This window comes from Streptomyces misionensis, from assembly GCF_900104815.1.
Taxonomy (GTDB): Bacteria; Actinomycetota; Actinomycetes; order Streptomycetales; family Streptomycetaceae; genus Streptomyces; species Streptomyces misionensis.
This window is the reverse complement of record NZ_FNTD01000004.1, coordinates 3,142,177-3,155,268: the sequence shown is the minus strand read 5'-3', so window position 1 is coordinate 3,155,268 and position 13,092 is coordinate 3,142,177. Positions and strand designations below refer to the sequence as shown.

At 75.0% G+C, this 13,092-nt stretch carries 15 protein-coding genes; 10 read left to right on the top strand and 5 right to left on the bottom strand.

Features of this window, described 5'->3' with window-relative positions:
• Positions 1 to 47: 47 nt before the first annotated feature.
• The gene (locus BLW85_RS15995) at positions 48 to 1,058 is read right to left on the bottom strand and encodes a hypothetical protein (RefSeq protein ID WP_074992408.1); all 1,011 of its coding nucleotides are present in this window, start codon (positions 1,056 to 1,058) and stop codon (positions 48 to 50) included.
• Between the two features lie 173 nt (positions 1,059 to 1,231).
• Between BLW85_RS15995 and BLW85_RS15990 the strand changes: the two genes are divergently transcribed.
• Both BLW85_RS15990 and BLW85_RS15985 read left to right on the top strand, forming a co-directional pair.
• Positions 1,232 to 2,275, top strand: coding sequence for a permease (locus BLW85_RS15990; RefSeq protein ID WP_074992407.1), 1,044 nt, complete (start codon positions 1,232 to 1,234; stop codon positions 2,273 to 2,275).
• The gene (locus tag BLW85_RS15985) at positions 2,272 to 3,090 is read left to right on the top strand and encodes a TIGR03943 family putative permease subunit (protein WP_074992406.1); all 819 of its coding nucleotides are present in this window, start codon (positions 2,272 to 2,274) and stop codon (positions 3,088 to 3,090) included. Before BLW85_RS15990 ends, BLW85_RS15985 begins: the two co-directional genes overlap by 4 nt.
• Here the strand turns inward: BLW85_RS15985 and BLW85_RS15980 are convergent, their stop codons facing one another.
• Positions 3,091 to 4,512: an MFS transporter gene (locus BLW85_RS15980; RefSeq protein WP_074992405.1), complete on the bottom strand. Its 1,422-nt coding sequence runs from the start codon at positions 4,510 to 4,512 to the stop codon at positions 3,091 to 3,093.
• A gap of 141 nt (positions 4,513 to 4,653) precedes the next feature.
• Between BLW85_RS15980 and BLW85_RS15975 the strand changes: the two genes are divergently transcribed.
• The 4 genes from BLW85_RS15975 to BLW85_RS15960 all read left to right on the top strand — a co-directional run bounded on the left by BLW85_RS15975 (position 4,654) and on the right by BLW85_RS15960 (position 7,372).
• Positions 4,654 to 5,181, top strand: a complete 528-nt coding sequence (locus BLW85_RS15975; RefSeq protein WP_177330012.1) for a winged helix-turn-helix transcriptional regulator — start codon at positions 4,654 to 4,656, stop codon at positions 5,179 to 5,181.
• Between the two features lie 56 nt (positions 5,182 to 5,237).
• Positions 5,238 to 5,552 (top strand): DUF6412 domain-containing protein, encoded by a 315-nt coding sequence (locus BLW85_RS15970; RefSeq protein ID WP_070027337.1) that lies wholly within the window; start codon positions 5,238 to 5,240, stop codon positions 5,550 to 5,552.
• A 105-nt stretch (positions 5,553 to 5,657) separates the two neighbouring features.
• The gene (locus BLW85_RS15965; protein ID WP_074992404.1) at positions 5,658 to 6,374 is read left to right on the top strand and encodes a YidC/Oxa1 family membrane protein insertase; all 717 of its coding nucleotides are present in this window, start codon (positions 5,658 to 5,660) and stop codon (positions 6,372 to 6,374) included.
• 143 nt (positions 6,375 to 6,517) lie between these two features.
• A complete protein-coding gene (locus BLW85_RS15960) occupies positions 6,518 to 7,372 on the top strand; it encodes a fumarylacetoacetate hydrolase family protein (RefSeq protein ID WP_074996090.1) in 855 nt (284 codons plus the stop codon).
• A gap of 61 nt (positions 7,373 to 7,433) precedes the next feature.
• Here the strand turns inward: BLW85_RS15960 and BLW85_RS15955 are convergent, their stop codons facing one another.
• From BLW85_RS15955 to BLW85_RS15945, 3 genes are all read right to left on the bottom strand, one after another.
• Positions 7,434 to 8,309 (bottom strand): LLM class F420-dependent oxidoreductase, encoded by an 876-nt coding sequence (locus BLW85_RS15955; protein ID WP_074992403.1) that lies wholly within the window; start codon positions 8,307 to 8,309, stop codon positions 7,434 to 7,436.
• Positions 8,310 to 8,437: 128 nt separating this feature from the next.
• On the bottom strand, positions 8,438 to 8,938 hold the full coding sequence (locus tag BLW85_RS15950) for a heme-degrading domain-containing protein (protein WP_070027340.1): 501 nt from the start codon (positions 8,936 to 8,938) through the stop codon (positions 8,438 to 8,440).
• Positions 8,938 to 10,008: a Gfo/Idh/MocA family protein gene (locus BLW85_RS15945; protein WP_074992402.1), complete on the bottom strand. Its 1,071-nt coding sequence runs from the start codon at positions 10,006 to 10,008 to the stop codon at positions 8,938 to 8,940. Before BLW85_RS15945 ends, BLW85_RS15950 begins: the two co-directional genes overlap by 1 nt.
• A 48-nt stretch (positions 10,009 to 10,056) precedes the next feature.
• Between BLW85_RS15945 and BLW85_RS15940 the strand changes: the two genes are divergently transcribed.
• From BLW85_RS15940 to BLW85_RS15925, 4 genes are all read left to right on the top strand, one after another.
• Complete coding sequence (locus BLW85_RS15940) at positions 10,057 to 11,202, top strand: ROK family transcriptional regulator (protein ID WP_070027342.1); 1,146 nt, start codon at positions 10,057 to 10,059, stop codon at positions 11,200 to 11,202.
• Between the two features lie 85 nt (positions 11,203 to 11,287).
• Positions 11,288 to 11,617, top strand: a complete 330-nt coding sequence (locus tag BLW85_RS15935) for a hypothetical protein (RefSeq protein WP_074992401.1) — start codon at positions 11,288 to 11,290, stop codon at positions 11,615 to 11,617.
• A gap of 14 nt (positions 11,618 to 11,631) precedes the next feature.
• A complete protein-coding gene (locus BLW85_RS38445) occupies positions 11,632 to 11,907 on the top strand; it encodes a hypothetical protein (RefSeq protein WP_070027344.1) in 276 nt (91 codons plus the stop codon).
• A gap of 84 nt (positions 11,908 to 11,991) precedes the next feature.
• On the top strand, positions 11,992 to 13,092 hold the full coding sequence (locus BLW85_RS15925) for a hypothetical protein (protein ID WP_244174865.1): 1,101 nt from the start codon (positions 11,992 to 11,994) through the stop codon (positions 13,090 to 13,092).

Sequence of the window (13,092 nt, the reverse complement as noted above, 5' to 3'; positions counted from 1 at the left end):
ACTGACAGCAGGGGCCGTGCGCGGGCGTTGAACGGTGTGCGAGGGGGCTAAACGCCGTGACACCCCTCATACGCCTCCTCCGACCCGCACCAACACCCCACCCCCACCCCCGGCGGCCAAGCCACCGCGCGGCCCCTGGAGGCCAGGGTCGTGGCGTATTGGGGGAGCAGGGTCGGGTCGTCCGGGGAGGTGGCCTCGGAGGCGGCGAAGGCTTCGTAGGAGGGGACGGTGCCGGTGACGATGCCGAGGTTGGCCGTGCCGGAGGAGGAGAGTTCGCGCAGGGAGGACTCTATGGTCGCGAGGTGGGCCTCGTGGGAGGGGTACTCCGTGGCGAGGGCGGGGTAGGCCGAGAGGAGTTCCGCCAGTTCCGGGGCCGGCCAGTGCAGGACGGCGACCGGGAAGGGGCGGGAGAGGGCCTCGCGGTAGGTGCCCAGTTCGGCGCGGAGGCGGGAGATCTCGGCCTGGAGCTCGGCGGGGTTGTCGGAGCCCAGGGACCAGACGCGTTTCGGGTCGTGCAGTTCGTCCAGGGTGACCGGGCCGGTGTGCAGGGTGTCGGCCAGGGTGTCCCAGTCGTCGTGCGGCAGGCCCCGCATGCGGCGGACGCGGTGGCGGCCGTAGAGGAGGGGGTGCAGGGGGAGCGGGGTCTCCGGGGTGTCGGGCAGCAGGAGCCGCGCCGCCTCCGTGAAGGTGTCCTCCGCCGCCTCCAGCTCGTCGTGGGACTCCAGGGACTCCGCGACGATCAGCCACGGGCCGGGGTCGCGCGGGGCCGTGGCGCGGATGCCCTCGATGATCGCCCTGGCCTCCGCCTCATGGCCGTACTCCCAGAGGTTGGCCGCCTTCAGGGCCCGCACCAGGGACGGGTTCTCCAGGATGCCGGGGGTGGACAGCAGGCGGTCGTAGAGGGTGGTGGCCGCGGGGCGGTCGCCGGACAGCTCCAGGTGGGCCGCCGCCCGCAGGAGCAGGGCCTCGGCGTCCTCCGGGTACAGGCCGGCGGTCCGCTCCAGGCGTGCCGCTTCGGCGGTGTGGTCGACGTTCTCGGCAGGCGTGTCGGGGCGCATGGGGGACACCGTACTGCCGGGCGCCGACAAACGTGAGGCGCGGTGGGGGCAGGCACCCGCGGGCGGTACCGGGGTGCGCGGCACCCGTGCACAGGTGCGGTCGCTATCTTCGGTGCCGACAGCGACATCCACGTGGACACCCGTCCGTGTGGACATCTGGACGTGGGGTCGGGATGCGGTTGACGGGGGAGCTGGTCCACGCCGATCAGGACGGTCCGGCGGGGCGGGAGGGGACGGCGGCGGAGGCGACGGCCGCGAGCGCGCCGCCCCGGTTCTGGCCGTTGCTGCTCGTCGGCGCCGCCGTCGTGCCCGGGACCCTGCTCTTCCTCGTCGGGCGGTGGGGCGACGCCCCGGCGGTGCAGGCGTGGCGGACCGTGTGTCTGGCGGTCACCGTGCAGGCGTTGCCGTTCCTGCTGCTGGGCACGGCCCTGTCCGGGGCGATCAACGCCTTCGTGCCCGAGCGGGTGTTCCGGCGGATGCTGCCGCGGCGGCCGGTGCTCGCCGTGCCGGTGGCCGGGGTGGCGGGGGTCGTGCTGCCGGGCTGCGAGTGCGCCTCGGTGCCCGTCGCCAGCAGCCTCATCGGGCGCGGGGTCACCCCGGCCGCGGCGTTCGCGTTCCTGCTGTCCGCGCCGGCCGTCAACCCCGTCGTGCTCACCGCCACCGCGATCGCTTTCCCCGGCGACCCGGCCATGGTGCTGGCCCGGCTGCTGGCCTCGCTCGCCACCGCCGTCGTCATGGGCTGGCTGTGGCTGCGGTTCGGGCGGAGCGAGTGGCTGCGGCCGGCCGTACGGCACACCGGGCACCAGGCGGGCCACAGCCGCTGGAACGAGTTCCGGCTCGGCTTCCAGCACGACTTCCTGCACGCCGGCGGGTTCCTCGTGCTCGGCGCGATGGCGGCGGCCACCTTCAACGTCGCCGTCCCGCGCTCCGTGCTCGACACGTTCGCCGGGACGCCCTGGCTGTCCGTGCTCTTCCTGGCCGCCCTCGCCGTGCTGCTCGCCGTCTGCTCGGAGGCGGACGCCTTCCTCGCCGCCTCGCTCACCGGGTTCCCGCCGGTCGCGCGGCTGGCGTTCATGGTGGTGGGTCCCATGGTCGACCTGAAGCTGATCGCCTTGCAGGCGGGCACCTTCGGGCGGGCCTTCGCCGTGCGGTTCTGCGCCGCCACCCTCGTGGTCGCCGTCGTGTGCAGCGCGCTGATCGGAGGCGCACTCCTGTGAAACGGTCGTTCCAGGCGGGACTGCTCGTGCTGTGCGGGCTCGGGCTGCTGCGCATCTCCCTCGTCTCCGACCTGTGCCTGCGTTACGTCAAGGAGAGCATGCGGCCCCTGCTCATCGCGTCGGGCGTGGTGCTGGTCCTGCTGGGGGTCGCCGGCGCCGTCCTCGACCGGAAGGGGCGGCGGCGGGACTCCGAGGAGCACGGACACGAGCACGGGCACGGGCACGACCACTCCGGTATGCCGCGCGTCGCCTGGCTGTTGCTGCTGCCTGTGCTTAGCCTGCTCTGCTACGCGCCGCCCGCCCTCGGCGCCTACACCGCCTCCCGGCAGCCGGCCGAACCCGTCAGCGGGCAGCGCACGTTCGCCCCGCTGCCCGCCACCTCGCCGCTGCCGATGACCCTGTCCGACTTCACCCGCCGGGTACGGCAGGACCGTTCGCGGGCCATCAAGGGGCGCACCGTCTCGATGACCGGGATCGTCACGCCGCACGGGAAGGACGGCTGGGACCTGACCCGCATCATCATCAACTGCTGTGCCGCGGACGCCCAGTCGGTGAAGGTGCGGATCTACGGCGGGCCCGTGCTCGCCGCCGACACCTGGGTGTCGGTCACCGGGAGCTGGCACCCCGCGGGCACCCTGGGCACCGGCTCGGCACAGGTCGTGCTGGACGCCCGTACGGTCACGAAGGTGCCCCGGCCGGTCAACGGCTACCAGGACGCCCTTCCGTTGCCCACCACACGGGCGGGCGGGCCCTGGACCGGCATCGGCGGCCGCACGCCGACCGGCCGCGTCACCGACCCGTCCGATCAGCACTAGTCAGGCCCGCTGCCCGTCGCGCTCCCGCGCCACCATCACCCCCACCGCCCCCGCCAGCGCCAGCCCCGCCGACACCACCAGGGCGATGTCCGTGCCGTGGGCGAGGTCGCCGTCCGAGGTGGCGAGGGCGATGGTGAGGGCGACGCCGGCGCTGGAGCCGATGTAGCGCAGGGTCTGCTGGGCGCCGGAGCCCATGGCGGCGCGTTCGCGCGGGACGGAGTCGACGGCGAGCAGCGGCAGGGCGCCGTTGAGCAGGCCGCTGCCCACGCCGCCGATGGCGAGACCGGGCAGCAGCCGGGTCCAGGAGCCCGCGCCGACGGCCCCGAGCATCGTCAGGACGGCGACCATGTGCAGGGCGAAGCCCAGGGCCAGTTGCGCGCGCGGCGGTATCCGGCCGGGCAGTCGCTTGACCTGGAGGGCGACGGCGAAGCTCAGCCCGGACCAGAGCAGCAGCAGGCCGGCCGTGGCCAGCGGGGACAGGTGCATGGCCTGCTGCACCACGGCGGGCAGGTAGCTGAAGGGGGCGATCACGGCGAGGCCGGTGAACAGGCCGCCCGCGGAGGAGGACAGGAAGCGGGGGCGGCGCAGCAGACCGAGGTCGATCATCGGGGTCGCGGAGCGGCGTTCCACCGCGACGAACGCGCCGACCAGCAGCACCGCCGCCGCGAGCAGCAGGCCCACCGGGGCCCGCAGCCAGCCGTCGCGGCCCAGGGTGAGGGCCGCGACCAGGGCGGTCAGGGCGGTGCCGAAGGTGAGTGCGCCGAGGATGTCGGGGCGGCCGCCGCGGGGCGCGCGGGACTCGGTGAGGGTGCGGGTGCCGAGCGCGGCCAGGAGCAGGGCGAGGGCGCCGAGGGCGCCGTAGCCGACGCGCCAGTCGGGCAGTGACGCGGCGACCAGGGGGCCCGCCGCGATGCCGCCGCTGACGAAGGCGCCCCAGACGCCGGTCGCGTGCAGCCGGCCGCGCGGGCTCGGGAAGGCGTGCACGATCAGGCCGAGGCCGCTGGCCAGCAGGGCCGCGCTCGCGGCGCCCTGGGCGATGCGGGCCAGGGTGAACTGCCAGGTGGACGTGGACAGTGCGCCGAGGGCGGTGGTCAGGCCCAGGGCCAGGGTGCCGCTGAGGAAGATCCGGCGGCGGCCGTAGTCGTCGGCGAGGCTGCCGGCCACCAGGAGCAGGGCGGCGAGGCCGAGCGGGGTGCCGTTCAGGAGCCAGGCTTGGGCGGAGAGCGAGGTGTGCAGGGCGGCCGCCGTCTGCGGCAGCGTGACCATCGGGGCGGTGTAGTTCATCAGGGTCACGGCGGTCGCCGCGCTGGTGAGGGCGAGGGTGGCGCGGGGGCGGACGGGGGTGTCCGGGCCGTGCTGCGCACCTCCCCCCGCACGCGCCGTACGCGCCTGCCGTACGGCGGTGGAATCGAGCCCGGTCATGGCAAGTCCTGTCCCGCCCCGGCCCGCGCTGCCGGACCGAAGGGCATCAGTTCGTTCATTGAACCTTGCTGTCCCGGTCACCGTAACACGTTAGGTTCAATGACTGAACCATCGGACGGAAAGTCGCTTACAGTGGGGGGCATGGCACTGGGCAAGGACTACGCGACACAGGAGTGCTCGATCGCCCGCGCGCTCGAAGTCGTCGGCGAGCGCTGGACGCTGCTCGTCGTCCGGGACGCGCTCTACGGCGTGCGGCGCTACAACGACTTCCTGGTCCACCTCGGCATCCCGCGCGCCGTCCTGGCCGCCCGGCTGCAGACGCTGACCGCCGAGGGCATCCTCGAAAAGCGCCGCTACCAGCAGTCGCCGCCCCGGGACGAGTACGTCGTCACCGAGCGCGGCATCGCCCTGTGGCCCACCCTGCGCTCGCTGGGCAACTGGGGCCGCGAGCAGTTCGACGGGGCCCGGCTGCGCTACTTCCGGCACGCCGCGTGCGGCACCGAGATCGGGCCGTACGGCGAATGCGCCCTGTGCGGAACCATCGTGCCGGTCGCGGACGTTGTCATGGAGCCGGGCCCCGGACTCGATCCCGACCCGGCGGACCCGGTCAGCCGCGCCCTGCTGAAGCCGAAGCGGCTGCTGGAGCCGCTGGAGACCGAACAGGCGTGAGTGGCGATCGGGCATAATCGGCCGGGGAGAGACGCCGGTCGGAGGAGGGGGAAGCGATGAGCCGCGAGCGCAGCCGTGCCGTCGCGTTCCTGCTGGCCCCCCTGTTCCTGCTGCTCTCCCTCGCGCTCCTCGACACCGGCGGCCTCACCACCGCCGTCGCCCTCGCCGCGACCGCCGCCGCCGGCTCCGCCCTCGCGCTGTGCACCCACCTGGCCGCCCGCTCCGTGCCCGCCGTGCCGCCCACCCGGGTGCGCACCGCGATACGCGACCGGGCCCGGCGCACCGCCTTCCTGCCCCAGCGCGACCCCGACGCCCCCGGCCGCCGCCGGCCCAGGGCGCCCGGACGGACCCTGCCGGCGACCGCCGCGTAGGGCACACCGGGCACGCACCACCGTCCCTCCGTGACCCCGCGCGGGTCGTCCTGCCGAACCCTCACTTCGCATTCCGGCACGACGAGACCCCCGGAGGGCTCACCCATGTCCGTCTTCTCCGTGTTCGCGCACCTGGTCGAGCGGCTCGCCGACCTGCTCGCACCGCTCTGCCACGCCTCCGCGACCGCCGCCGCGATCGTCCTGTTCACCGCGCTCGTACGCCTGCTCGTCCACCCCCTCTCCCGCGCCGCCGCCCGCGGCCAGCGGGCCCGGGCCGCGCTCCAGCCGAGGATCGCCGAGCTGCGCCGGCGGCACGCCAAGGACCCCGAGCGGCTGCGGCAGGCGGTGCTGGAGCTGCACACCGAGGAAAAGGTCTCGCCGCTGTCCGGCATCCTGCCGGGCCTGCTCCAGCTCCCCGCCTTCTTCCTGCTCTACCACCTGTTCTCCGGCGCCGGCGGCGCGGGCGGCGAGCTGCTCGCCCACCGGCTGTTCGCGGCGCCGCTCGGCGGCCGGTGGGCCGACGCGCTCGCCGGGGACGGGCTGTTCGGCGGGGCCGGGTTGGTCTACCTCGGGCTGTTCGCGCTGGTCGCCGTGGTCGCCACCTTCACCTACCTGCGCACCAGGCGGCAGATGGCGCAGAACCCGGTCATGGCCGCCGCCGGCGGCGAGGCGGTGCCGGGGCTCGGCGCGGTCGGCAAGGTGATGCCGTTCCTGTCCTTCCTCACCCTGGTCACCGTGGCCGTCGTACCGCTCGCCGCCGCGCTGTACGTCGTCACCAGTACGACCTGGAGCGCGGTGGAGCGGGCCGCGCTGTACCGGTAGCGGCGCCCGCGGGCGGCGCTCGGTCACGGTCCACTCCCTGAACAGGGTCTTGCGGGCCGGGCGGGGGGCTTGGAGGATCATCCAGTCCTCCGATGGCTGCACCCGTCGGTCGGGCGCCTCCGCGATCGAAGGAGATGGTGACCATGAAGCTGCTGCGAGTCGGTACGGCGGGGGCGGAACGCCCGGCGCTGCTCGACGCCGGCGGGACCCTGCGTGACCTGTCCGCACTCGTGGACGACATCGACGGCGCACTCCTCGCCGACGAGGCCGCGCTGGCCCGGGTACGGGCGGCGGCCGGCTCCGGTGAGCTGCCCGCGCTGGACCCGGGGCTGCGGATCGGGCCCCCGCTCGGCCGCATCGGCAAGATCGTGTGCATCGGGCTCAACTACCACGACCACGCCCGGGAGACCGGTGCCGAGCCGCCCGCGGAGCCGGTCGTCTTCCTCAAGGCGCCGGACACCGTCGTCGGTCCGGACGACACCGTGCTCGTGCCGCGCGGCTCCGCCAAGACCGACTGGGAGGTGGAGCTGGCGGTCGTCATCGGGCGCACGGCCCGTCATCTGGAGTCGGCCGAGGAAGGGCTCGCGCATGTCGCCGGGTACGCCGTCGCGCACGACGTCTCCGAGCGGGAGTTCCAGATGGAGCGCGGCGGGACCTGGGACAAGGGCAAGAACTGCGAGACGTTCAACCCGCTGGGCCCGTGGCTGGTGACGGCCGACGAGGTGCCGGACCCGCAGCGGCTGGCGCTGAGGCTGTGGGTCAACGGGGAGCTGAAGCAGGACGGTACGACGGCGGAGCAGATCTTCCCGGTGGGGGAGGTGGTGCGGTACGTGAGCCGGTTCATGACGCTGTACCCCGGCGATGTGATCAACACCGGGACGCCCGCCGGGGTGGCGATGGGGCGGCCCGAGCCGAAGCCGTACCTGAGGGCCGGGGACGTGGTCGAGCTGGAGGTCGAGGGGCTCGGCCGGCAGCGGCAGGTGCTGAAGGACGCGTAGCCCTCCGTCGTCGGCCCGGAGTCCGGGGAACCGCGGTGCGCGGTTCCCCGTGGGTCCGGCGTCAGCCCAGCAGCGCGGCGAGGCGGCGCCATTCCTCCCTCGGCAGGGCGCTGCCGGTGTTCTCGGTGACCACCTGGAGGGCCACGTGGTCGGCGCCCGCCTCGTGGAAGGCGTCGACGCGCTCGCGGACGCGGGCGTCGTCGCCCCAGGCGAAGACCGCGTCGATGAGCTGGTCGCTGCCGCCGTCGGCCACGTCGGCCTCGGTGAAGCCCAGGCGCAGGAAGTTGTTGGTGTAGTTGGGGAGCTTGAGGTAGCGCGAGAGGTAGGCGCGGGCGATCTCGCGGGCGCGGGCCGGGTCCGCTTCCAGGACGACCTTCAACTCCGGCGCCAGCAGCGGCCGTTCACCGAGGATCTCGCGGGCCTTGGCGGTGTGCTCGGGGGTGACGAGGTAGGGGATGGCACCGGCCGCCCGGTCACCGGACAGCTTCAGCATCTTGGGGCCGAGGGCGGCCAGCACCCGCCGGTCGGCGGGCAGGCCCGCCTTGTCCAGCTCGTCCAGGTAGCCGACCATCGCGGCGTACGGCCGCTGGTAGCCCTGCACCATGGGGCCGTGGCTCACCCCGAGGCCCAGCACGAAGCGGCCGGGGTGGGCCGACTCCAGCTCGGCGAAGTCGGCGGCGGTCTCGGCGGCCTCCCGCTGCCAGACGCTCTGGATGCTGGTGCCGACGGTGATCCGGCCGGTCGCCCCGATGAGCGGGGCGGCGTTCGCGGCGGTGCTGTTGCCGCCCAGCCAGATGGCGCCGTAGCCGAGTTCCTCCAGCTCGGCGGCGGCCTCGTCCTGTTCGGCGCGACGGTCGGGCTCCTCCGCGCGCAGCGCGACGTCCCAGACGCCGTACCGGCCGATGCGCTGCTTCAGCGGGCCTGTGGTGTCACTCATACGGGCGATCCCTCCGGGTGGTGGGGCTGTGCTGTGATCATCACTGCCCACTGCCAACCGGAGGGCGCCGCCGCTGATTCCCGCGGTTCTCCCCCGAGGCCGAGGTTCCCCCGGCCGGCCGAGACCGCTCAGCCCGCCGACGTGCCGAGGAACTTCTCCAGCGCCGCCACCACCAGCCGGTGGTCCTCCACCTGCGGCAGACCGGAGACGGTCACCGCGCCGATGACGCCGACGTCCGCCACCCGGATGGGGAAGGAGCCGCCGTGGGCCGCGTAGACGTCGGGGTCGAGGCGGGAGGAGTGCTCGAACGTGGTGCCCTTGGCGCGGAAGCGGGACCCGACCAGGTAGGAGGGGGCGCCGTAGCGCACGGCCACCCGGCGCTTGCGGTCGATCCAGGCGTCGTTGTCCGGGGTGGAGCCGGGCAGGGCCGCGTGGAAGAGCTGCTGGCCGGCGCGGTGGATGTCGATGGCGATGGGCAGCCGGCGCTCGCGGGCCATCTCCACCAGGAGGGAGCCGAGGGCCCACGCGTCCTCGTAGCCGAAGCGCTGGAACACCAGGCGGCGTTCCTGTTCCTCCAGCTCCTCGATGGTGGGCGCGGGCGCGAGTTCGGCAGTGGTCGACTGGGACATCAGAGGCTCACCGTCACTTTCTCCTGGGCGGACCTGCGGGCCGCCTCCAGTACGTCGAGGGCGGCGGCCGCCTCCAGGGCGGTCACCGGGTTCGGCCCCGCGCCGGCGAGGGCGGCGGCGACGGCCGCGTAGTACGCCGGGTAGTCGCCGGGCAGGGTCGGTACGGGGGTGCCGCCACCGGTCAGCGGCGACTCGCCGGCGCCGATGCGGCCGTGCAGCGACGCGGGCTCGGCGCCCCACTTGGGGCCCGGGCGCAGGCCCTCGCGCAGGGCGCCCTCCTGGGGGTCGAGGCCGTACTTCACATAGCCCGCCTCCGAGCCCAGCACGCGGAAGCGCGGGCCGAGCTGGGAGGTCGTCGCGGACACGTAGAGGTGGGAGCGGACGCCGCAGGCGTGGGTGAGGGCGATGAAGGTGTCGTCGTCGGCCTCGGCGCCCGGGCGGCGGACGTCCGCCTCGGCGTACACCTCGGTGGCCGGGCCGAACAGGACCAGGGCCTGGTCGACGACGTGGCTGCCGAGGTCGTAGAGCAGGCCGCCGATCTCCGCCGGGTCGCCCGACTCGCGCCAGCCGCCCTTGGGCTTCGGGCGCCAGCGCTCGAAGCGGGACTCGAACCGGCGGACCTCGCCGAGCGCGCCGTCCGCGAGGAGGGCGCGCAGGGTCAGGAAGTCGTTGTCCCAGCGGCGGTTCTGGAAGACCGACAGCAGCAGGCCGCGGTCCTCGGCGAGGGCGGCGAGCGCCCGGGCCTCGGCCGCGGTGCCGGCGACCGGCTTGTCCACGACCACGGGCAGGCCCGCCTTCAGAGCGGCGGTCGCGAGCGGGACGTGGGTCTTGTTCGGGGAGGCGATGACGACCAGGTCCAGCTCGGCCGCGCGGGCGAACAGCTCGTCGGGGGTCGCGGCGAGCGTCACGTCAGGGAACTCGCCGCGGACCTGCCGCTGCCGCTCCGGGTCGGAGGTGACGACCGTGTCCAGGGCGAGGCCCTCGGTCGCGGCGATCAACGGGGCGTGGAAGACGGAGCCGGCGAGACCGTAACCGATCAGGCCGACGCGGAAGGGTGTGGCGGCAGTCATGACTCCCACTTTCGCAACGCCGTTGCCAAAGTGCAAGCGGTGGGGACAATGGGGCGTGTGAGCATGAACAGGGCGAGGGGCGGACGGGCCGGGACCGGGGCGGACGTGGGCGCGGTGCGGTCGCACAACAGCGCGCTCGTGCTCGGTCTGCTGCGGGGGGCCGGGGCGGCGGGGATCAGCCGGCTGGAGCTGGCCGAGCGGACCGGGCTGACCCCGCAGGCCGTCAGCAAGATCACCGGACGGCTGCGGGAGGCGGGACTCGCGGCGGAGGCCGGGCGGCGGGCGTCCACCGGGGGCAAGCCGCGGACCGTGCTGCGGCTGGTGCCGGAGGCCGGGCACGCGGTCGGGGTCCATGTCGACCGGGACGAGCTGCGGGTGGTGCTGATACGCCTGGACGGGGCCGTGGTGGGGGAGCGGCGCGGGGCGCTGGACCTGGGGGCCGGGTCGGAGGCCGTGCTGGGGACGGTCGCGGCGGAGGTGACCGGGCTGGTGCGGGAGTGCCTCGGGGAGTTCGGGTCGCTCGCCGAGGCGGACTCGCTGCTGGGGGTGGGGGTCGCGCTGCCCGGGCCGCTCGACCATGTGCGCGGGGTGCTGCACCGGGTCACGGGTTACCCGGGGTGGGACGGTTTTCCGCTGCGGGACGCGCTGCGGGAGCGGCTGGGGGTGCCGGTGATCGTGGACAAGGACACCAACGCGGCGGCGGTGGGGCTGGCGGTCGCGGGCGAGGGCGGGTCCTTCGCCTATCTGCACCTCGGTACGGGGCTCGGCGCCGGGCTCGTGATCGACGGGCGGGTGCACCGGGGGGCGCGGACCGGGGCGGGGGAGTTCGGGCACCAGGTCATCCAGCTGGACGGGCCGCGCTGTGAGTGCGGGGACCGGGGGTGCCTGGAGGCGCTGTGCCTGTCCGCCGTGGCGCGGGGCGAGGTGGCCACGGCGGCGCGGGTGCTCGGGGTGGGCGCCGGGAACCTGGTGGGGCTGCTGGACATCGACCGGGTACTGCTCGGGGGGCGGACGGTGGCGGCGGACCCGGAGCCGTACGTGCGGGGCGTCGCCGAGGTGCTGGCGGCGCGGACGGTCCGCGAAGGGGTACGGGAGGGGGTGCCGGTACGGGTGGCGGCCCGGGGCGAGGCGGCCGTGGGAGAGGGGGCCGCGGAGCTGGTGCTGGGGGAGTTGTTCGGGCGAGCGGGGGCGTGACGGGGGCGGTCGGACGGCGTGCAAGCGGGTGTTCGTGCCGGGGTACTCGTGGGGTTGCTGTTGCTCCAGGGGAAGGAGGTGCGGTGTGAAGGCGCTCAGGCTGAGGATCGTCACCGTGCTGGTGGGCGCGGGAGTGCTCTGGTCGCCGGGGGTCGCGCAGGCCCTCGCGGCGCAGGGTACGGGCTACGCGTACTGCGGGGTGGACCGCGCCTCCGGGCTCGGGGTGATGGCGGCCCGGAGCGTGCCCTGCGGGGCGGCGCTCGACGTCGCGGCCGCCTATACGAAGGGCCGGGCCGCCGAGGTGCACGCGGCCGGGTCCCGGTGGGTGTGCGGGGAACGGCAGGGGGACCCCGACCCGTACCAGGCCTGCGCCGACGTACGGAGCGGTGGCCGAGTGGTCACGCTGGTCTCCTGACCCCGGAGGTTCCCATGCCGTCCACGCGGCTTTCCGCGCTCACGGCCGGTGCCGTGACGCTGCTCGCGCTCTCCGTCCCGGCCCCGGCGGCCCGGGCGGACACCGGCTGCGACCGGGCCCTTGCGGCCGCCGAGCGGGCGGAGCGCTCCTACGACGCCATGAAGGCGGACCTGCTGCGCGGCATCGCCGACGGCGGCCACCCGGACATCTCGCAGGAGCGGGCGCTGCGCCGGGCCGAGGCCGAGCGGGACGCGACCGCGTCCGCGGCCCAGCGGGCCTGCCGCCCCTGACCTCGGCCGATCGGGGGGATGTGCGGGGCGCCACCGGAGTGGCGCCGCGGGATTCGGGGCCCGCACCGGCATGGTCATGTGTTCATGCGACTGTGCACGCCCCTGCACCCGCCCCTGCGCTCGTCCCCGTCCCTGTTCCGCTTCCTCCGCACCCCGTCCCCCCGTCTCCCGACCGCGCGCCCCCTGCCACCCCACCGCCTGCCGCCCCGCCCCCTGACCCTGCGCGCCCTGGGTCTCGCCGTGGCCGCCGTCCTCGTCCCCGGGCCGGCGGCCGCCGTCGGCGCGGGGCCCTCGCCGTCCTGCGCGGCGCCGGGCGAACGGGACTTCCCGCTGGCCACCCGGATCCGCGGCGGCCCCGACTCGTACCGGCCGGGCGGCGGTCGCGGCACCTGGTACATCGACCTCACCAACACCACCACCCGCTCCTGCGCCGCCGTCCACCCGGTCGTCGTCCTCGTCGACGACCGGCACGCGCTGCGGCCGGAGCAGGCGCGCCTGGACTTCCACGACGGATCCCGCATCCGGTCGGTGGCATTCGAGAGCAGCGACGAGAAGGAGTTGATCGGCGTGCTGGACGCACCCGGATTCGGCGGCTTCACCGTGCCGCCCGGCAAGACCCTCAGCGTGCGGGTCCGGCTGGCGCTCACCCGTGACGCCGCCGTCCCCGACCAGGTCACCGCGAAAGCCGCCGCCGTGCAGCGCCGGGGCCGGGACGGGGACTGGGTCGGGGAGTCCAACGTCTACCGGTTCGGCGTCGGCACGCCGGGCGACGGCGCGGGGGAGACCACCGCGAGCCCGGACACGGACCGCACCCCGGTCGCACAGCACCTGCCGGAGGAGAGCGCCGGCACCGGCACGGGAACGAGTACGGACACCGGTACCGGCACGGGAACGAGTACGGGCACGGGCACGGATGCGAGTACGGGCACGGGCACGGAAGCGAGCGCGGGCACCCAGGCGAGCCCGGGCGCCGGTACCGCCACCGGCCGGTCGTCCCAGGACATCGACGGCGCGGCCCCCGCCAACCCCTCCCTCCCCTTCGCGAAGGACGCGCAGGAGGCCGGGGAGCGCGCCCGGGAGCTGGCCCGGACCGGGCCCGGCCTCACCCACGGACTGTTCGCCGCGGCCGGCGCCCTGCTCTGTGTGGCCGGCGCCGCGTTCCTGGTGGCCCGCAGGCGCCGCTGA

Coding starts and splice junctions, on each gene's coding strand:
- BLW85_RS15945 (WP_074992402.1), bottom strand. CDS start 10,008: ATGACTGCCGCCACACCCTTCCGCGTCGGCCTGATCGGTTACGGTCTC.
- BLW85_RS38445 (WP_070027344.1), top strand. CDS start 11,632: ATGCCGTCCACGCGGCTTTCCGCGCTCACGGCCGGTGCCGTGACGCTG.
- BLW85_RS15925 (WP_244174865.1), top strand. CDS start 11,992: ATGCGACTGTGCACGCCCCTGCACCCGCCCCTGCGCTCGTCCCCGTCC.
- BLW85_RS15980 (WP_074992405.1), bottom strand. CDS start 4,512: ATGACCGGGCTCGATTCCACCGCCGTACGGCAGGCGCGTACGGCGCGT.
- BLW85_RS15975 (WP_177330012.1), top strand. CDS start 4,654: ATGGCACTGGGCAAGGACTACGCGACACAGGAGTGCTCGATCGCCCGC.
- BLW85_RS15995 (WP_074992408.1), bottom strand. CDS start 1,058: ATGCGCCCCGACACGCCTGCCGAGAACGTCGACCACACCGCCGAAGCG.
- BLW85_RS15955 (WP_074992403.1), bottom strand. CDS start 8,309: ATGAGTGACACCACAGGCCCGCTGAAGCAGCGCATCGGCCGGTACGGC.
- BLW85_RS15960 (WP_074996090.1), top strand. CDS start 6,518: ATGAAGCTGCTGCGAGTCGGTACGGCGGGGGCGGAACGCCCGGCGCTG.
- BLW85_RS15970 (WP_070027337.1), top strand. CDS start 5,238: ATGAGCCGCGAGCGCAGCCGTGCCGTCGCGTTCCTGCTGGCCCCCCTG.
- BLW85_RS15990 (WP_074992407.1), top strand. CDS start 1,232: ATGCGGTTGACGGGGGAGCTGGTCCACGCCGATCAGGACGGTCCGGCG.
- BLW85_RS15965 (WP_074992404.1), top strand. CDS start 5,658: ATGTCCGTCTTCTCCGTGTTCGCGCACCTGGTCGAGCGGCTCGCCGAC.
- BLW85_RS15950 (WP_070027340.1), bottom strand. CDS start 8,938: ATGTCCCAGTCGACCACTGCCGAACTCGCGCCCGCGCCCACCATCGAG.
- BLW85_RS15940 (WP_070027342.1), top strand. CDS start 10,057: ATGGGGCGTGTGAGCATGAACAGGGCGAGGGGCGGACGGGCCGGGACC.